Source organism: Actinotalea fermentans, from assembly GCF_007991475.1.
Taxonomy (GTDB): Bacteria; Actinomycetota; Actinomycetes; order Actinomycetales; family Cellulomonadaceae; genus Actinotalea; species Actinotalea fermentans.
Genome location: NZ_BJYK01000008.1, coordinates 30,994 through 47,807, shown reverse-complemented (window position 1 = coordinate 47,807; position 16,814 = coordinate 30,994). Strand labels below are relative to the sequence as shown.

At 68.0% G+C, this 16,814-nt stretch carries 16 protein-coding genes; 8 read left to right on the top strand and 8 right to left on the bottom strand.

Features of this window, described 5'->3' with window-relative positions:
• Positions 1–34: 34 nt before the first annotated feature.
• Both AFE02nite_RS11415 and AFE02nite_RS11410 read right to left on the bottom strand, forming a co-directional pair.
• Positions 35–595: a DUF6318 family protein gene (locus tag AFE02nite_RS11415; protein WP_146819676.1), complete on the bottom strand. Its 561-nt coding sequence runs from the start codon at positions 593–595 to the stop codon at positions 35–37.
• A gap of 138 nt (positions 596–733) precedes the next feature.
• The gene (locus AFE02nite_RS11410) at positions 734–1,915 is read right to left on the bottom strand and encodes a hypothetical protein (protein ID WP_146819675.1); all 1,182 of its coding nucleotides are present in this window, start codon (positions 1,913–1,915) and stop codon (positions 734–736) included.
• Positions 1,916–2,135: 220 nt separating this feature from the next.
• Between AFE02nite_RS11410 and AFE02nite_RS11405 the strand changes: the two genes are divergently transcribed.
• Positions 2,136–2,606 (top strand): hypothetical protein, encoded by a 471-nt coding sequence (locus AFE02nite_RS11405; protein WP_034244278.1) that lies wholly within the window; start codon positions 2,136–2,138, stop codon positions 2,604–2,606.
• A 51-nt stretch (positions 2,607–2,657) separates the two neighbouring features.
• Here the strand turns inward: AFE02nite_RS11405 and AFE02nite_RS11400 are convergent, their stop codons facing one another.
• Complete coding sequence (locus tag AFE02nite_RS11400) at positions 2,658–3,224, bottom strand: dihydrofolate reductase family protein (protein ID WP_034244280.1); 567 nt, start codon at positions 3,222–3,224, stop codon at positions 2,658–2,660.
• 250 nt (positions 3,225–3,474) lie between these two features.
• Between AFE02nite_RS11400 and AFE02nite_RS11395 the strand changes: the two genes are divergently transcribed.
• Together AFE02nite_RS11395 and AFE02nite_RS11390 are read left to right on the top strand one after the other, a co-directional pair.
• Complete coding sequence (locus AFE02nite_RS11395; protein WP_034244282.1) at positions 3,475–3,849, top strand: hypothetical protein; 375 nt, start codon at positions 3,475–3,477, stop codon at positions 3,847–3,849.
• Positions 3,850–3,903: 54 nt separating this feature from the next.
• Positions 3,904–4,743, top strand: coding sequence for a nuclease-related domain-containing protein (locus AFE02nite_RS11390; protein ID WP_146819673.1), 840 nt, complete (start codon positions 3,904–3,906; stop codon positions 4,741–4,743).
• Between the two features lie 15 nt (positions 4,744–4,758).
• Here AFE02nite_RS11390 and AFE02nite_RS11385 read toward each other — a convergent pair whose 3' ends face one another.
• The 3 genes from AFE02nite_RS11385 to AFE02nite_RS11375 all read right to left on the bottom strand — a co-directional run bounded on the left by AFE02nite_RS11385 (position 4,759) and on the right by AFE02nite_RS11375 (position 8,119).
• Complete coding sequence (locus AFE02nite_RS11385) at positions 4,759–5,850, bottom strand: endonuclease NucS domain-containing protein (RefSeq protein WP_034244287.1); 1,092 nt, start codon at positions 5,848–5,850, stop codon at positions 4,759–4,761.
• A 159-nt stretch (positions 5,851–6,009) separates the two neighbouring features.
• Positions 6,010–7,812 carry a DUF2075 domain-containing protein gene (locus tag AFE02nite_RS11380; RefSeq protein WP_052113497.1) on the bottom strand — a complete coding sequence of 601 codons (1,803 nt, stop codon included), beginning with the start codon at positions 7,810–7,812 and terminating at the stop codon, positions 6,010–6,012.
• Positions 7,799–8,119 (bottom strand): nucleotide pyrophosphohydrolase, encoded by a 321-nt coding sequence (locus AFE02nite_RS11375; protein ID WP_034244290.1) that lies wholly within the window; start codon positions 8,117–8,119, stop codon positions 7,799–7,801. Before AFE02nite_RS11375 ends, AFE02nite_RS11380 begins: the two co-directional genes overlap by 14 nt.
• 145 nt (positions 8,120–8,264) lie before the next feature.
• On the opposite strand from AFE02nite_RS11375, the gene AFE02nite_RS11370 reads away from it, so the two are divergent.
• Together AFE02nite_RS11370 and dcm are read left to right on the top strand one after the other, a co-directional pair.
• Complete coding sequence (locus tag AFE02nite_RS11370) at positions 8,265–9,035, top strand: DNA/RNA helicase domain-containing protein (protein ID WP_052113498.1); 771 nt, start codon at positions 8,265–8,267, stop codon at positions 9,033–9,035.
• A gap of 159 nt (positions 9,036–9,194) precedes the next feature.
• The gene (gene dcm, locus AFE02nite_RS11365; RefSeq protein ID WP_146819671.1) at positions 9,195–10,559 is read left to right on the top strand and encodes a DNA (cytosine-5-)-methyltransferase; all 1,365 of its coding nucleotides are present in this window, start codon (positions 9,195–9,197) and stop codon (positions 10,557–10,559) included.
• Here the strand turns inward: dcm and vsr are convergent.
• Entirely contained in the window at positions 10,485–10,943 is a 459-nt protein-coding gene (gene vsr / locus AFE02nite_RS11360; protein WP_146819670.1) for a DNA mismatch endonuclease Vsr, read from the bottom strand. The genes dcm and vsr overlap by 75 nt on opposite strands.
• A complete protein-coding gene (locus AFE02nite_RS11355; protein ID WP_146819669.1) occupies positions 10,940–11,686 on the bottom strand; it encodes a hypothetical protein in 747 nt (248 codons plus the stop codon). Before AFE02nite_RS11355 ends, vsr begins: the two co-directional genes overlap by 4 nt.
• A 325-nt stretch (positions 11,687–12,011) precedes the next feature.
• On the opposite strand from AFE02nite_RS11355, the gene AFE02nite_RS11350 reads away from it, so the two are divergent.
• Genes AFE02nite_RS11350 through AFE02nite_RS11340 form a run of 3 tightly spaced genes read left to right on the top strand, consistent with a single transcriptional unit; the run spans position 12,012 to position 16,702 of the window.
• Positions 12,012–13,514 (top strand): ATP-binding protein, encoded by a 1,503-nt coding sequence (locus tag AFE02nite_RS11350; protein ID WP_186814546.1) that lies wholly within the window; start codon positions 12,012–12,014, stop codon positions 13,512–13,514.
• Positions 13,515–13,538: 24 nt separating this feature from the next.
• Positions 13,539–15,743 carry a Z1 domain-containing protein gene (locus AFE02nite_RS11345; RefSeq protein ID WP_052113500.1) on the top strand — a complete coding sequence of 735 codons (2,205 nt, stop codon included), beginning with the start codon at positions 13,539–13,541 and terminating at the stop codon, positions 15,741–15,743.
• On the top strand, positions 15,740–16,702 hold the full coding sequence (locus AFE02nite_RS11340; protein WP_146819667.1) for a PD-(D/E)XK motif protein: 963 nt from the start codon (positions 15,740–15,742) through the stop codon (positions 16,700–16,702). The genes AFE02nite_RS11345 and AFE02nite_RS11340 overlap by 4 nt, the downstream gene beginning before the upstream one ends.
• The last annotated feature ends 112 nt before the right edge of the window (positions 16,703–16,814 follow it).

The window sequence follows — 16,814 nt, the reverse complement described above, 5'->3', positions numbered from 1 at the left end:
GCGATCGCCGCTACCTGGTGCAGCCAGTGCCCCGTCATTCGACTTCGATCTCTCGGACGCGCCAGTCCCCGTCGTGTGCGGTGACGATCACGTGCGACGTACCGCGCCCGCCGTCCGCCGATTTCGCGGTGATGCCGTCGGCATCGACAAGGATCGACGGCTCCTCGACGGTGACAACCGTGACGTCGAACGCTTCAGGCACCGAGGCCACGACCTCCGCCGACTCGATGGTCGCGGTCCCGCCCTCCCAGTGTTCGCCGGCGGCGACCATCTGCTCGACGTTGGTGATGACGCTGGCGCAGAAGATGCACTCCGGGTGGCTGAGGGCGCGCCACTCGGTCAGGTCGCCCGTCGCATAGGCGTACGGGTACAGCTCCAAGAAGTACGTCGCGACGGCCTCGGCGGTCGCCGCATCGACCTGGCTCATGTCCGGCCGCTCGGGCGGGGTGGCGGCGTCCGGCGTCGGCGTCGGGGTGGGGGTGGCGGAGGGTGAGGGGGCTGCGGAGGTGGCGGGCGGCGTCGTCGGGCGCGGGGCGGCCGGGTCGCTGCAGCCTGAGAGGGCGACGCTCGTCGCGCAGAGCGACAGCACGGTCATGACCACCTGGAGCGTTCCCCTGCGCACGCCCCAGAACCTAGCGGGAACCGGACATTCCGGTCAGCCGATCCGCCCATCTGTGGACACCGAGACGCGAGCCGTGGTCGATGTGGCTGCCGGTCACCGCGACGCGGATGGCTACTCGACGACGGGGAGGTGCCGAGCGCGATGGTCCGACGTCGGATCCGAGACCGCCGTGGGCGGCAAGACCTCGTCCTGCTGGAACGTGCGCGACACGGCCCAGCGTGTGCCGTCCCACGTGACCCGGGTGATGTCGTGGGAGTACGACGGGGCGCGGCCGGGGATGGTGCGACTCAGCCAGACGTGGCACTCGACCCACGGAAGCGGATCGCCCGTCCAGCAGGTCCCCGTCTCGAACCGCACCTGGGCGCCGTGGGGCCGGACGGCGTCGGCGAGGCTGGTGACGAACGCATGGGTCTCGCTGCACGTGGTGCACTCCGGTGACTCGAGCGCCGACAGCGGGCCGAGGTCGCCGGTCGCTTCGGCGTAGGCGCGCAGGAGCGAGTAGCGCACGCTCGTGCCGACCCCCGCGCTCGTCCGGTCGCTGCCCGGCTCGACGACGTCGACGGGAAGGGTGTCTGCGATGGGTTCGCCCCCCAGGGGGAGCTCCTGAACGGCGGCCGCAGAGACACCCTCGACCAGCCACTCACCGTCCGCGAGCGCCACGGCGACGCTGACGTCGTACCTGGTCGGTCCCCTGCGGTCGGTGACGAGCCCGTCGGGCCCGCGGTCCTCGGCCGGTGCGACCGTCAGGGTGAGGCTCACGAGGTAGTCACCGGGATCGGCCCACCAGCGCGCCGACGCTCGGGCGTGCGTGACCGTGACCGGTCCGTAGGCGTTTTCGATACCGGCGGTCGCGTCGCTGCGAACAACCTCGAGCACCGACGCGCAGTAGCTGCACTCCGGTGAGCTGACCGCCTCCCACAGGGCGGTGTCGCCAGTGTTGTGGATGTACGGGAAGAGCTCCATGAACCATCGACCGAAGGCGGCCGCATCGGCCTCCTCGGGTGTCTGCTCGACGTTGCCCGGCAGGGCCGAGCCCGCGGGAGGGGCAGTCGGCGGTGCGACGACCTGCGTCGCCGCCCGCGCGGCCGCACCTCTGCCCGCGATCCATCGCACCGCGACGGGCGTCGGTTCGGCCGATGGTTCCGGTGCCGAGGACTCGCAGGCGGCCGTCATCAGCATGAGCACGGTGGCCGCCGCTGCGGCACGGGACCGCACCCGGGTGGGTCGGCTGGAGCGGGCGGGCCCGCCGGCGGCGTCGGGCAGGGCGGTTGTGTGGCGGTGCGCGGTGGTCACGCGGGGACGCTAGGGACGCGCGGCCGCGCCGTCACCCGAAGGTCGGGCTGTCTGTGGACGAGGAGCACCTGTGGAGAACCCCGTTCCCCGGGACCGCGCGTCGGCGTAGCGTTCCAGCCATCCCCCGACACGCTGACGCCGGCTGGCCCCCGCCGGTGTCGCGCAGGCGTCGGTCGCGTCCAGCGGCCGCGGAGGAGAGGGGCTCGACGTGGTACGGGACATGGTGAAGCTGCTGCGGATCCTCGCGAGGCACGACCCGATCCTGTGGGAGGCGATCGCGCCGCACGTGCCGAAGGTCGGGTGGGTGGCGTCCAGCCAGGACCCGATCCCGCCGAAGTTGCACCCCGAGCGGGTGCTGCAGCTCGAGGTGCGGGAGACGGTGCGGGCGGTCGCCGAGGCCGCGCTCGGGGCCGCCGCGAGCGGGCAGCTCGACGCCGCGCAGCGGATGGTGCAGGACGTCGACGACGACTGGTGCGGCACGGGGTGGCCGCGTCGCTGGCCGCGGCCCGGACCGCGTGCGGAGCAGTTCCTCACCGAGTCGCCCGAGGTCGGCTGGCAGGTGGTGCAGGCCGCCGCCGCGCTGGCGTTCGGCGCCTACGCGGCCGCGGTCGAGGAGAAGGAGGTCGCGGCGATGTTCGGCGCGGCCGCCGACCAGCTGGCGAAGACCGCGCTCGCGGGCCCGGCGCGGTAGCGGGTCGCCGACGGCGTCGGCCGGCTGCCCGACGGCGTCGGCCGACGCCGGTCAGGCCGGGTGGGCGACGGCGTAGCGCAGGTAGACGTGGCCGGCGGGGAAGCGGCGCTCGTCCAGCAGGGTGAGGTCGGCGCGAACGCCGTCGGGCAGCGCGGGCTTGCCGCCGCCGACGATGACGGGGTGGACGACGAGCTGGACCTCGTCGATCAGGCCCGCCGTGAGCGCCTGCGCGGCGAGGCCGGCACCGCCGATGGTGAGGTCGCGCGTCGCGGCGGCCTTGAGCTCGCGGACGGCGGCCGGGTCGAAGGCGCGCTCGACGCGGGTGCGGGTGGTGCGCGGGGCCTCGAGGGTCGTGGAGTAGACGACCTTGTCGGCGTCCTTCCAGACCTCGGCGAACTCCTCGGTGACGGGGTGGCCGGCGGCGAGGTCGGGGTCGGTCTCCCAGACCGCCATCGAGTCGTAGAGGCGGCGGCCGTAGAGGAAGGTGCCGATGGGGCGCGTGAGGTCGTTGAAGAACTGGTGCAGCTCGGGGTCGGGCTGGCTCCAGTCGAAGCGGCCGGAGGCGTCCTCGATGTAGCCGTCGAGGGAGACATTGGTCAGGTAGATGAGGTTGGGCATGCGGGCCTCGTCCTCCGGTGGTCGTGGGTCGAGTGGGTAGACCGGGGGCGAGGAGGGAACTGATCGGGCCGGCGGGCTGTGCGGAAGGTTCCCGCGGTGCGCGTGGGAGCGTCTGGGCCGGCCACCCTGGGGGACATTTCCCAGAAGTGCTTTCCGCGGCAAGTATCTGCCGGCGGTCGCGCCGCCGCTGGAGTCGGCGAGCTCTCGATGCCGCGCAGAATGGACGGCGGCGACCGGTTAATCTTCGGGCATGGGCACCAACGCGATCCCCCACGACAAGGCCGACCAGCTCCAGAAGGTCCTCGACGGGCTCATCCAGGGCGAGCAGTGCTTCGCGGTCTATGACTGCACGGGCGCCGGGACCGGCTTCGTCGGGATCACCAACCAGCGGGTAGTGCTCCAGGACAACTCGTTCGTCGGCGGCAAGGTCGCGGTGACCTCGATTCCGATCCGGGCGATCAGCGCCGTGTCCTTCGTCTCCGACAAGTCGATGTTCGGCAAGTTCGCGTCGTCCGCGACCATCGCCATCCAGTCCGGATCGACGATGCGCGAGGCCACCTTCCGCGGCACCGACAAGGCCAAGCACATCCACGACACGATCCTCTGGCTGCTCGCCCAGCGCTGAGGGCACGTCGTTCCTTGGCTTCACCGTCGCGGGTGAGCTGCCGATGACCGTCGCATGGCACTTCTGGTCCGCGACTGGTGGGAACGACGACGCGCGATGCGCCGGGCGGGCTCTCGTGCCCGCGCGAAGTACCGCCAGCTACGCCGGAACTGGCTGCGCCGCAAGCGCACGTTGTGGGTCGTTGCCACGCTGGTGCTCGCGGTGTGCTGGTGGGCGTTGTCGGCTCTGGTCTTCGCGCTGACACCGCCCGAGGGCGACGGCTTTGCGACGTGGACGTCGGGACTGGTAGCGGGCAGCTTCGTGGCGTTGCTCATTGCGGCGCGGGACACCCCCCCGGGCAGCATCGAGCGATGGCAGGAGGGCGCGTACGGAGAAGCAGCCACGGCAAAGGCGCTCGACCGGCTCCCGCGGGACTGGGACGTGCTGCACGACCTCCGGAACGGTGACTACAACTTCGACCACGTCGTCGTCGGCCCGCCAGGTCTGTTCCTCCTGAACTCCAAGTCGTCGATCTACCAGCTCAGGGCAATCGACGGAGAGTTGAAGGGCGTCCATCCCGACGATGAGACGCTCACCATGCGTCTCGACCCGCTCATTCGCCAAGCAAAGCGGGACGCCGTGACCCTGAAGAAGGTCATCGAGGCCCGGACGGGCAGGGCGGTCTGGGTCCAGCCGGTGATCGTCTGGTGGGGTCGCTACGACGACGGCGGACGAACCATCGACGGCGTGGCGATCGTCCAGGGCAAGGAGCTGGCCAAGCGCATCACGGGGCTCCCCGAGAAGCGCCGGACGGACCTGAGTGACGTCGTCGAGATCCTGCGGCCGGGCCGGCACCGGGGTGGGCGGCAGCTGACCGGCGGCCGCAACTCAGACCGTTCCGCCGGTCGGGCGTGACCTGGGCTGACGCCCCTAGTCGTCGAGCTGGAAGTGCGCCGCCAGTCGCTCGAGCGTGAACGTCTGGCGCAGCTTGCAGGCGCTGAGCTGCTTGGCGAACATGCCCTTCTCCCAGTACGCCTCCTCCCGTCCGACGGCGCGCGTCCAGCGGACGGGGATGACGTACTCGGCGTCGTCGTCGCTGACGTCCGCGGGGCTCAGGCCCTCGCGGTGGACGTAGCTGGCCTGCAGGTCCTGTGCGGCGAGGGGAACCCAGACGCCGTCCACCTCCACCTGGGCGGCCTCGAATCGCTCCGCGGCGCGCAGGGTCTCGCCGACCGCGACGTACCCGGCCTGCGGCACGTGCACGAACACGCGGGAGCCGACGGGCAAGGTCCGGAGCGTCTGCGAGTACCACCGTCCCCCACCGGCGGACACGAACCCGTAGCGGAGCCCGTCCTCCCAGGACCGGCCGCCGCCGTCCCCGAACGAGATGAACCAGTCGCGGCCGTTCCAGTCGGCGGTCTTCCCGGCGCGACGCCCGGGTGCCGCTGCCGACTCCTCGGCAGACATGAGCCAGCTCCGGGCGAGGTACCGCCGGTCGCCGTCCTGCAGGTAGGAGAAGAAGACCGCGTTGATGGGGACGCCGAACGAGGCGAGGTACTCGACGATGCGCTCGGAGCTGGGGTCCAGCTCGGACGCGACGACGGTCAGGTGCAGCTGGGCGTTGAGCTCGTCCGGCGGCGGCGTCTGGAAGGCGTCGGCGAACGCGACCTCGAACGGCCCGCGGCTGCCGAGGTGCTCGTTCGCGATCGCGATGACGGCCTCGCGATCGAGCCCGGTGACCCAGGACCCGTAATCGAGGAGCTGCGCGACGACGTCGCGCGGGGTCTTGTCGCGCTTGAGCTCGAGGACGTGCAGGTTCCCCTCCTCGTCGATCGCGAGGAGGTCGATGTACTTGCCGTAGGGCGTGCGCACCTGCCGGCCGATGACGAGCAGCCGCGTGCCGAGGAGGGTCGGGTCCTCGGCGAGGAAGTCCTCCAGCGCCCGCTCGGACGGGAGCGCGGTCGCCGCGAGGCGCCGCGGAGTCTCGCCGTCGATGCGCCAGATTCCCATCTCCACCGGCATGTCGATCTCCTCGTCGGGGGTGAGCTCGGACCCTACGTCTTGTCGGGCGCAACGCCCTGGAAGTCTGCCGCAGGGAAGCGCGAGCGTGCCGCCGCCTGCTTCACCCGCGCGGCGTCCATGAGGTCGATCCCGAGGACGTCGGCCTTGATGGTCGCGGAGCTACGGCCCCGTGTCGCGGAGCTGCTCCAGCGCTCCGGGTCGCGATTGGTCGAAGAACGGGCGCAAGTACGTGCGCAGCGACGGGTCGCAGACGTACACGAACGTGCCGAGCATGCCTCGCGTGAGCAGCACGCCGTAGATGTTCCGGACGTAGTCGAGCAGATCGTCGTCGGTGTACACGAGCCCGAGCTGGGGGTTGTTCTGCTTTCCGCGGGTGTCGTAGTAGGAACCGCGGTCGAGGAAGAGGCGACCCGCGCGCGGGTCGAACCGCAGCTCAGGGCCGACGATGACGCCCGCGTAGTTCAGGTCGTAGCCCTGCACGGTGTGGATCGAACCGACCTCGTTGATGGAGCCGGGCGCGTTGATCCAGTCCTTGTCCGTGCTGTTCCACCGGAGGTGGACCCCGTCGAGCTCGATGTCGTACGCCTCAGGGTCCTTCCGGCTCCGCCATCGCCAGGCGTAGCCGGCGACGAGCCGCGCCAACCCCTTCTCGCCGTCCAGGGCGATGATCGCGTCGCGCATGTGCGCGAGGTTGCCGAAGAACCGGAGGTCGTACTCCGCGAACGGTCGCGGCTCGACCGGCCGTCGTGCGTGCGCCGGATCCAGCACGTCCCGCACGTAGCCGACGTAGTCCTCGCCTGCGCGCACACGCATCTGCGTGGTCAGCGGATAGAGGCGACTCTTCGCGCGTGCGCCGGCCGCAAGGTCGTCGAGAACCCTCCGTCGAAGGTCCGCCGGCCGGACGCTCTGCGCCACGTCCACCAGGAAGATCTGATGGGTGCTCTGCGCCGTGATCCAGTCGAGCTGCGTTCGTGCAGGGTCGTCCACGCCGAACAGGTGCTCGTTGATCCGCGCGAAGTCGATGTTCTGCATCGCGGACGGCTGGTTCGCACGCTGGCTGAGTCGGTGCGCCTCGTCGACGATGAGCAGGTCGAACGGCTCGGTCGCCTTCCCGACGTCGAACGGCGAAAGCACCATCGACGGGCTCAGCCGCGGCGTCCGCCGGAAGACTCGCCGGATCGACTCGCGCAACGACTGCTGGGGGACGACGAGCCCGACGCGGAGGTTCTCCGCCAGCTCCCGGTACCCCTCCGCGTAGAACTCGGAGAACATCCAGTCGCTGTCGAGGATGTCGTCCGGGGTCGCCGCGCCGATGTCCTTCAGGAGCTTCATCAGGTACACGCCGACCACGGTCTTGCCGGTGCCGGCGCTGCCCTGGATGACGATGGTGCTGCCCTCGCCGGCCTCGACGTCAGCGAACAGGCCCTCGAGGATGTCCTCGATCGCGATCGCTTGGTCCGGGGTCAGCGCCTTGAACGGCGACAGCTTGAACAGGTCGCTGTTCTCGATCTCCGCGATGCTGCGCGTGAAGAGACCCTCGCGCCGGAGTTCCTCGAAGATCGTCGGAAAGGATGCGCGGTAGTCGTCGCGCCGGAAGTAGTCGGCGTCTGTGATGCCTCCGTTGAGGTTGAGCACCGTGTACGCACCGTCGCCGGCGAACAGGCGGATCAGGTACGACTCGAGGTCGAGGCACACTGACTTGTTGAACTCGTCGCCCATCACGACCCGGACCGTGCGCAGCCCCGGCTTGGTCCCGGAGTCGAGGTGCTGGTGCATCCGGCTCCGCGCGTTCAGCGACTCGCCTACGTAGACCTGGGCGAGGCGTCCGCTGTCCTGCCCGGCTCCGTCGAGGTCGTCGATGACGTAGACGACGGGCCAGTTGGTGCGACGCCGGTCGAGCGCCGCCCATGCGTCGATCGCCGGGCGCGCGAACTGCACCCGGTGGATCTCAGAGCTCGTCATACCTGGCGCTCGTGCCGCGGGCCTTGTCGACCGGGTACTTGCGGCGGGTCACCTCGAGCTTGTCGAGGACGATCTGTGACAGGTCGAGGCCCAGCCGATCAGCGAGAAGGGCGCAGTAGGTGACGACGTCGGCGAGCTCGGCACGCACCTTGTCCGGATCGGCGTCCGCATCCCACTGGTAGCACTCGAGCAGCTCCCCGGCTTCGATCGAGATGCTCTTGGCGAGGTTCTCGGCTGAGTGGAACTGCGCCCAGTCCCGCTCAGCGACGAAAGCGCGGAGCTCCTGGTGAACGCGTGGGTCGAGCACCCCGTCACGGTACAACCGGGATCGGACGGCTTTGGGTTGGCTGGCGAGATCTCACCCGGCATCAGATGTCCGTGAACCGCTACACGCCCAAGCCGCTGCGCGAGAAGGCCGTCCGCAGATCGAGGAGCTGCTCGACGCGGCCCGCGTGCCCGTGTTCCTGCTGGACCAGTACCAGGTGGTGCGACCGGGCGAGATGGGCAGCGTGCCGGAGAGCGAAGCCGCGGGGGGTGCGCGCGGGCTGCAGGTGCGGCACGTGGACCTCAACGCGCAGTTCCGCGCCGGCGGGAGCTCCACGTACATCGACTGGGTGCTGCGGCTGCTCGGGCTGCGCGGCGACGGCCCGGTGGAGTGGCGCGACGAGCCTTCGTTCACGGTCGAGGTAGTGGAGTCGCCGGCCGAGATGGAGGCGCGGCTGAACGCCCGGATGGCGGCCGGCTACGGCGCGCGGATGACGGCGGGCTACTGCTGGCCGTGGAGCGACCCGCGAGCGGATGGGTCGCTGGTGGCGGACGTGCAGATCGGCTCGTGGTCGCGGCCGTGGAACCTCAAGAGCGAGCGGTCGGTGGGCGGCGCTCCGCCGTCGTCACTGTGGGCCACGGACCCGGCCGGGTTCGGCCAGGTGGGCTGCGTCTACACGGCCCAGGGCTTCGAGTACGACTGGAACGGCGTGATCATCGGGCCGGACCTGGTGTGGCGCGGCGACCGGTGGGTGGCGCGGCGGGAGTTCAATCGCGATCCGGAGTATCGGAGCCGGGCGAGCGTGGACGACGCGAGGTTCGACCGACTGGTGCGGCACGTGTACAAGGTGCTGTTGACCAGAGGGATGGTCGGGACCGTTCTGTACTCGGCCGACGAGGAGACGCGGGCGATGCTGCTTGAGATCTCGGCAGTGACACCACAGGAGGCGCGCTTCTAGCAGGCCGACAGGTGTCGCCGTGACGTCCGACGGCGAACCGAGCCGCCATCGCCATGGCGTCAGCCCCTGGGGGCTCGGCTCGGCCCCTCAAGGAGTTCGCGCGTCCGGCGGCTCGAGTGTTGGCGCAACGATGTCCGGTCTAGCTCCTACTCTGAGCCCGTGACCTTCCCCTTCGTCGACCTGTTTGCCGGAATTGGTGGCTTCCACGCGGCCCTGAGTGCCTTCGGGGGGGCGGCCGTACTCGCCTCGGAGATCGACCCCGCGCCGGCGGCGATATACGAGAGGAACTGGGGCCTTGGGCCGGCCGGCGACATCGCAAGGCTGGCGGCAGATCCCGGCAGGCTCGTCCCGGAGCACGCCATCTTGGCCGGGGGTTTCCCGTGTCAGCCGTTCAGCAAGTCGGGCCATCAGCGGGGAATGTCCGAGCTTCGCGGTCGCATGGTCAACGAGGTTCTCCGGATGCTGCGGGTGCATAAGCCCCCAGTGATCATGCTCGAGAACGTCAGGAACATCGCGGGTCCTCGCCAGCGGGACGTATGGGCGGCCGTCGTGCACGGACTGCGGGAGGCTGGCTACCGCGTTCCCGACGCTCCGGCCGTCTTCAGCCCTCACCTGCTGCCGCCTGATCGAGGCGGGGCTCCGCAGGTCCGCGAGCGGGTGTACATCATGGGAACGCAGGTGGGTCGCGAGCGCGCCCTCCGCGAGACGGACGTTCAGCCGGTCGTGACTCCCCGCATCACGGTTGACGGCTGGGAGCCGAGCAGCTGGGACCTTCAGCGCGATGTGCTTGAGCCTGAGCACCTAATCGGCGACCGAGAGCGTTACCTACTGACGGATGAAGAGCAGGAGTGGATCGACGTCTGGAATGACTTTCTTCACCGGACACGCGACGTTCAGCTTCCTGGTTTTCCTCTGTGGAGTCGCTACTGGGAGGACGATCGGTTGCCGGACCCGTCAGCCCCAGGCTGGAAGCAGGTCCTCGAGGCGAAGAACATCGAGTTCTATCGAGCGAACCGAGCTGCGATTCGTGGCTGGCTGAGAGCAAACCCGCGTGTTCGCACGTTCCCTGCCAGTCGTCAGAAGCTCGAGTGGCAGGCGCAAGACGCGCCGCGGGATCTCCGGGCGTGTCTTCTCCATCTCCGGCCGTCTGGCATCCGTGCGAAGAAACTCACCTACGCACCGGCTCTGGTCGCGATCGCTCAGACCCCTGTGATCGGCCCCTGGGGTCGCCGCATGACTCCGCGCGAGGCCGCGCGCCTCCAGGGTTTTCCCGACTGGTTCGACTTTGGTGAGCAGCGGGATGCCCTGACCTACAAGCAACTTGGGAACGCTGTCCACGTGGGTACCGTCTACCACGTCCTGCGCGAGCACGTGCTCCGTGATCGAGAGGAGATCGCGAACCTTCCGCTCGGACCGGGCTTGGTGCGAGCAGTGCTCGCGTCACCGCCTTCACCGGTCATCCCGCGCCCCCCGCGGCCTGCGAGCGAGCGCGTCGAGGATTTGCTCAACACGGTCGGCGGCTAACCCGGGAGACTCGTGCTCCCATACCCTGAGCACTGTCCAGCCCAGCTCCCGCAGGCGCTGGTCGGTGTCCCGATCGCGCTCCCTGTTCATCTCGAGCTTCCAGCCCCACCACTCGCTGTTGCTCCGCGGCATCACGCCGTGCTCGGGGCATCCATGCCAGAAGCACCCGTCGACGAACACGGCCAGGCGCCAGCGTGTGAAGACAAGGTCGGCGCGTCGTCTCGGTAGCCCGGGAATCGGACGGTGCACTAGGTAGCGCCGTCCGCGACGGTGGAGTTCGCGCCTGAGGAGGAGTTCGGGGGAGGTCCCGCTGCGCAGTTGTCTCGAGAACCGGAGGCTCGTCTGCGTGTCCGGCCGAATGCGCGTCGGCTCTGGGCGCTTCATTGCGCCGGGCGGTAGCCGCGCGTTCCCCAGACTCGGCCGGTGGCGACGCGTACGGCGTCGTCCAGGGCTTCTCGACTGGGCAGCGGAAGGGCGCCAGGGAAGCGGGCACGGACCCTGCGCTGAAGCTCCTCGACGGTAACCTCCCTCGAAGGAAGGGTCGGGCCCACGGCGACCAGCGCAGGAACGGGCTTGAGGTCGGCGAGGTAGAGTTCGCCACGACGGTTGCTCAGCACGTACGGAATCTGAGCCGCCGCCAACTCGCTGAGGCGGGAGGCGCTGAGGACGGTCAGAGAACCGAGTTCGGGCGAGAGGCTTACGGCCTGCTCGAGCCGTCGGGCACCAACGACATCGCCTGCTGTGACGAGGCCCGCGACGACGTGCCTCAACTCACTCGCGTGTTCGAATAGTGCGTCCGTAGGGACGGCAGAGGTGAGGTCGCCGCTCTTGGCGACCAGGACAGTCACGCCAGAACGACGCCACGCCACCTCAGGACTCAGGGCGAGTTCGAGCGTGACTCGGGTTAGGGCGTAGGCGCTCAGAGGATCGAATCGGTCTCCGGCAGCATCGAGCCCGCGGCTTGCGCCAACGACCTCGAGCAGCGTTCCGAGTCCCTCAAGCTCGCCCAAGGCCCTCGTGACCCGCGCGGGCCAGCCCGCCCGCTCGGCCGCTACGGCCAGCTCGCTGGCCGCCAGCCGCCACACAGCACGGGCGCGGGGTCGTTCGACGCCGAGGATCTCGCTCACCTGGTGAAGGGTCAGTGCGTCACCGTGGGCAGCCCGGTCCGAGGGTGGGGTCAGCATGAGGGACTCGACCCCTTGCCTCAGTGAGTAGGCAACCGCCCCATCGGCTCCTGCGTCGTCCACCACCCATCGATCCTCCCAGACAGGCGCTCAGCGCCTGCGTACGGAGCCGCTTTCGGCGCGTGTCGCGGCCCAGGCGCGCGTCACCTGTTCACGATGTCGTACAGATACGGAACTATGGCGCGTGTCGATTGAACGCGGAGGGCGCGAAGTGTCAGACAACGTCAGCATCAGGCCCGGGGTTCGCATGCTCGGACTCTTTCCGCACATGCGCTACCGGGAGTGGTACGCGATCGGGGAGCTCGTGGACAACAGCCTCCAGAGCTGGATGAGCAACCGTCTGCGGCTCCGTGAGATCGACGGACCCGGCTACAAGCTCCAGATCCACATCACTGTTGACCCGGCCGACGGCGGACTGATCACAATCAGGGACAACGCCGCGGGCATCGCTGTGAAGGACTGGGGGCGCGCCTTCCAGGTCGCCGAGCCGCCGAGCGACGCGACCGGTCTCTCCCAGTTCGGAGTAGGTATGAAGGCAGCGGCGTGCTGGTTCGCCCGTCGCTGGTCGCTCCGAACGACGGCTCTCGATGAGCCGCGAGAGCGGTCTGTCGAGTTCGACGTCCCGGCGATCTTGAAGGAGGGCACGGAAGAACTCCGGGTCGACGAGCACTATGCGGGGGCGCTCGACCACTGGACCGAGCTCCGGCTATGGGACCTGCACCGCGTTCCGCGTGGCCGCACTATCGGGAAGATTAAGGAGCATCTGGCGAGCATTTACCGTACATTCCTTCGGAGCGGTGACGTGGTGATCACTTACAACGGTGCTCCCCTCGTGTATGAGGAGCATCCAGTTCTAGTGGCGCCGTATTACGCTGACCCGAGCGGGGAGCCGTCCAGATGGATCAAAGAGGTTAGGCTCGACCTCGAGTCGGGCCGACGCGTAACGGGGTGGGTCGCTGTACGAGAGACCGGGAAGCAGCGCGAGGCGGGTCTTGCGCTTGTGTACCGAGGCAAGGTGGTGAGTGGAGCCGGCGAAGACCTGTACAAGCCTTCCTTGATCTTTGGCTCAGGCAACTCGTTTGAGTCGCAGCGTCTCCTCGGCGAGTTAGACATGAGTGACTTCGCGGTGACCTACACGAAGGACAATCTCGTATGGTTTGACGAGGAAGACGACGTCATCCTCGGGCTGAAGAAGATCCTCGAGTCTGAGCCGATTCCGATCCTCAAACAGGCGCAGGGGTACCGCGCGAGGAAGCCCGAGGAGACTCCGCAAGCTCAGTTGGATGCGCTCGCCGACCGCACGTCCCATCTTCTGCGTGCAGCTGGCGACATCGGGAGCCTCTGGCGATCTTCTGACGAGGTGTGGCCTTCGGGTGACGTTAACCTTGAGTTGGACGAGGAGCCCGAATCGCTCACCGATCGAGACTCGGAAGAGCCTCTCGTTGATCGCGACCTCGAGTTGCTCCACGATGGCGTGACGTGGACGGCCCGCCTTGAACTCGTCGACGAGCCTGCCCTCGGCGATTGGATAACCGTTCGCCGCAACCTCGAATACGCGTCTCCGGTGGTCTCTGTCAAGGTGAACCAGGCTCACCCGTTCATGCGCGCATTCTGTGAGATGCCGGCCCAGGAACTCGAGCCGGTTTGGCGCGTGGCAATCGCCGTCGGCCTGGCGCAGGAAGTCGCCCGGTCGCGCGGCGCGAAGTTCCCGAACTACGTCACGCAGGCCGTCAACGCACTGGTCCGCGTCCTCGCGGCTCAGCCGGTGTGACCCAACCGCTTGCGAGGAGAAGTGATGGTTGAGCACGTGGAGGTCCTGCAGCAGCCGGCCATGCCGGGTCAGTTGTGGGCCCCTGTAGTGGGACCTGAGACCAACCGTCTGCTCAGTGAGGCCAACTTGGATGATGCCTCGCGGATGCGGGTCGAGGACCAGTCAGTCGGCGTGCTTGCTTCGTGTTTGCCACCGGGTGTGAGGGGGCGTCGAACCGGCCTTGTCGTCGGATACGTGCAAAGCGGGAAGACGCTGTCTTTCACCGCCGTGACAGCACTTGCTCGTGACAACGGGTACCCCCTGGTGATTCTCATGGCTGGCACGAAGACGAACCTCCATCGCCAAACATCAAGGCGACTGCGCAAGGATCTAAAGGTGGAGAGGGACGGCGGCATGTCTCCATGGCTGCTCGTCGAGAACCCTAAGGCTGGCGGCCCCGACGTCGACGCAATTGCCAACGCGGTCGCGACATCGGTCTCTCCAAATGTTCCGGAGCACTTCCGACAGACCGTGATAATCACAGTGATGAAGAACGCGACGCGCCTTGACGCGGTTACGGGCCTCCTGAAGCACCTAGTTCGGCAGGGGGTCCTGACCGCTAAGACTCCGGTACTTGTCGTAGATGACGAAGCGGACCAGGCCGGGTTGAACGCGGGAGACGTTGACGACCCCACGGCCACCTACGCCGCGATCGTGCGTCTTCGCAACGTCCTTCACGCGCATACCTACCTCATGTATACGGCGACCCCGCAGGCGCCGCTCCTGCTCAACCTCGCCGACATGCTCTCGCCCGACTTCGTGCGAGTGCTGGACGCGGGCGAGACGTACACGGGCGGGGAGTACTTCTTCGCCCAGCATCGGTCGTCCTTCGTCGTTCCCATCCCCGCCTCCGAGACGTATGCGGCCGTCGATCTTGACACTCACGAGCCCCCGGCGACTCTCTTGGATGCCATCGCAACGTTCCTGGTCGGCGTGGTGTCCCAGCGCGGGAAACGCCAGCTGGCGATGCTCGTTCACCCATCCCACACCAAGGACTTGCACAACCGGTACAAGCAATGGGTGTCGGGGGCGCTCGAGGCGTGGAGGCTGACTCTTGGTGAGCCTGGCCTAGATCGGGATGAGTTGGTTCGGGAGATCATCGAGCCGGCATGGCGTGGGCTAGTCCTCGAGGGAGCGCCCGTGGCGCCCCTCGACGATGTGATTGCCGAGCTGCCCTTCTATCTCCTCAAGGTGCAGGTGCGCGTAGTGAACAGCGAGGTGCCTGAGGAGGACGGGATCCAGTGGGGTTCTTCGCCTGCTTGGGTGCTCGTGGGCGGCAACAAACTCGACCGAGGCTTCACCGTAGAAGGGCTCTCGGTCACCTACATGCCACGGGGGACGGGCGTCGGCAACGCCGACACGATCCAGCAGCGCGCCCGCTTCTTCGGCTACAAGCGCGCGTATGCCGAGTTCTGTCGAGCATGGCTCGTGCCCGAGACGGAGCAGGCGTTTAGCCGCTATGTGGAGCACGAGCGCTACTTGCGCAAGGAGTTGAGTGTGCTGGAGAAGGAGGGGAAGGGTCTCGGGGACTGGAAGCGCAGAATGCTCCTTGACCCCGCTCTCAAGCCGTGCCGGAAAGATGTCGTGGGTCTGCCGTACCTGCATTCGAGGATCTCAGGCGAGACTTGGGCTCGGTTCGAGCGACTGGCGCGGATTCCCTCTGTCGACGCCAAGACGAACCGGGAACTTGTTGCTCGGTTGATTGACGCACCGGAACTCGGTTGGCGTGAGCACCATGATGATCGGCGACCTGAGCACAGGCACCGGTTGGGTACTGCTTCGCTCGCGGTCATCGTCGGCGAGTTCCTGGCGGCGTGGGAGGCGCATCCCGTGGACCGAGTCGCCCTTAACCAACTGCTTCTCGTACTTGGCGCGAGTCTCGATGAGTCGCCTAATGAGTTGGCAGATGTTGTGTGGATGCGCGGCGGACTGAGGCGGTCGCGTCGCTTGGTGTCGCAGATGGACGGACGTGTGCTCAACTTGCAGGAGGGCTATCGGCCGGGCGGTGGCGAGGAGGGCTACCAAGGGGACGCGTCGTTCCGCACTCCGGAGCGCCTCACAATCCAGGTCTTCGCGGTCGACGCGGTCGATGCGGAGACAAGAGAGATCGTGGCGCCGAATCTCCGGGGGCTGGCAGTGTGGGTGCCTCGGCATCTGGCTGGTGGCGCTCTTGTGCAGGTGGAGGGATGACCGCTGGTCGCGATCTACTCAGGGTCCTGGACTCGGTCGCTCCTCCGGAACTCGGCGGCTACAACGTGGCTCGAGTGCCCAACGCACCGGCGTTCCGGGTGGGACGTGGAGCAGACGGGGCGGTCGTGCTCCTCACGCCTCCGGAGGTTGTCGGCCACGTCGGGGCGCCCGTCACGCTGCGTCGGATTGTTGCCCACTCGCGCGCGACGGTTGTGGTCCACGGAGATTCCATGGGCCCCGTGACGGAGACGGTGGGAGTGGTCGCGCTCCGGGAGGTCTCAGCGTCCATGCTTCCAGCTTTCTGCGGCGTTGCGGCCACAGTCGTTGATCTCATCGGCGAGGAGCCCACGCCCGGGACGGTGCGCTCGGCTCTTCGGCATGTCGTGGGGCTCTTCGACCCCTCTGCATTCCGGGGGGGTAGCGTCTTGGGGCTTTGGGGAGAGCTGCTCACTATCGCCGTGTCATCCGACGTCGAGGGAATGGTCGAAGCGTGGCACGTCGCGACGGACGACCGGTTCGACTTCGCTGCGCCGACATCGCGAATCGAGGTCAAGACGACTGATGGCGGCGCGCGGATACATGAGTTCAGTCTCGCTCAGTTGTGTCCGGTTGAAGGCGCCCGGACCCGTGTGGTGAGTGTTGTCACGACTGCCACCGAGGCGGGGACGAGTGTGGCGTCCCTGGTGGAGGAGGTGCAGGAGCGCCTCCACGGTCGAGTGGACCTGGCTGCGAAGGTCTGGCAAATGGTCGCAGATACCCTCGGCGAGGACTGGATGGGTGCGACGACGTCCCTGCGCTGGGATAGGGAGGAAGCCGTGAGATCGATGCGGCTGTTCGATGCCGACGACATCCCGCGGGTCCGCGAAGAACTCAGCCCGGCCATCGAGGCCGTCCGGCTGCGCGTCGACTGTGAGGCGGTTCCCGCCAAGGCCGAGGAAATCCGTCCTGTGGGCCGCTGACCATCGCCTCAGTTCAGAGTGTGGGGAAGGCTTCGCGGAGCGCCCCGAGGAGTGCGCGGGCGGCCGTCTCGTCGAACTGGATGGTCTGGCTTACTTTGGGTTCGCTCGCACG

Excerpts from the sequence above, each read along its gene's own strand:
- vsr (WP_146819670.1), bottom strand. The coding sequence starts at position 10,943 with ATGAAGCGCCCAGAGCCGACGCGCATTCGGCCGGACACGCAGACGAGC.
- AFE02nite_RS11415 (WP_146819676.1), bottom strand. The coding sequence starts at position 595 with ATGACCGTGCTGTCGCTCTGCGCGACGAGCGTCGCCCTCTCAGGCTGC.
- AFE02nite_RS11385 (WP_034244287.1), bottom strand. The coding sequence starts at position 5,850 with ATGCCGGTGGAGATGGGAATCTGGCGCATCGACGGCGAGACTCCGCGG.
- AFE02nite_RS11395 (WP_034244282.1), top strand. The coding sequence starts at position 3,475 with ATGGGCACCAACGCGATCCCCCACGACAAGGCCGACCAGCTCCAGAAG.
- AFE02nite_RS11380 (WP_052113497.1), bottom strand. The coding sequence starts at position 7,812 with ATGACGAGCTCTGAGATCCACCGGGTGCAGTTCGCGCGCCCGGCGATC.
- AFE02nite_RS11340 (WP_146819667.1), top strand. The coding sequence starts at position 15,740 with ATGACCGCTGGTCGCGATCTACTCAGGGTCCTGGACTCGGTCGCTCCT.
- AFE02nite_RS11400 (WP_034244280.1), bottom strand. The coding sequence starts at position 3,224 with ATGCCCAACCTCATCTACCTGACCAATGTCTCCCTCGACGGCTACATC.
- AFE02nite_RS11390 (WP_146819673.1), top strand. The coding sequence starts at position 3,904 with ATGGCACTTCTGGTCCGCGACTGGTGGGAACGACGACGCGCGATGCGC.
- AFE02nite_RS11350 (WP_186814546.1), top strand. The coding sequence starts at position 12,012 with ATGCGCTACCGGGAGTGGTACGCGATCGGGGAGCTCGTGGACAACAGC.
- AFE02nite_RS11405 (WP_034244278.1), top strand. The coding sequence starts at position 2,136 with ATGGTGAAGCTGCTGCGGATCCTCGCGAGGCACGACCCGATCCTGTGG.
- AFE02nite_RS11345 (WP_052113500.1), top strand. The coding sequence starts at position 13,539 with ATGGTTGAGCACGTGGAGGTCCTGCAGCAGCCGGCCATGCCGGGTCAG.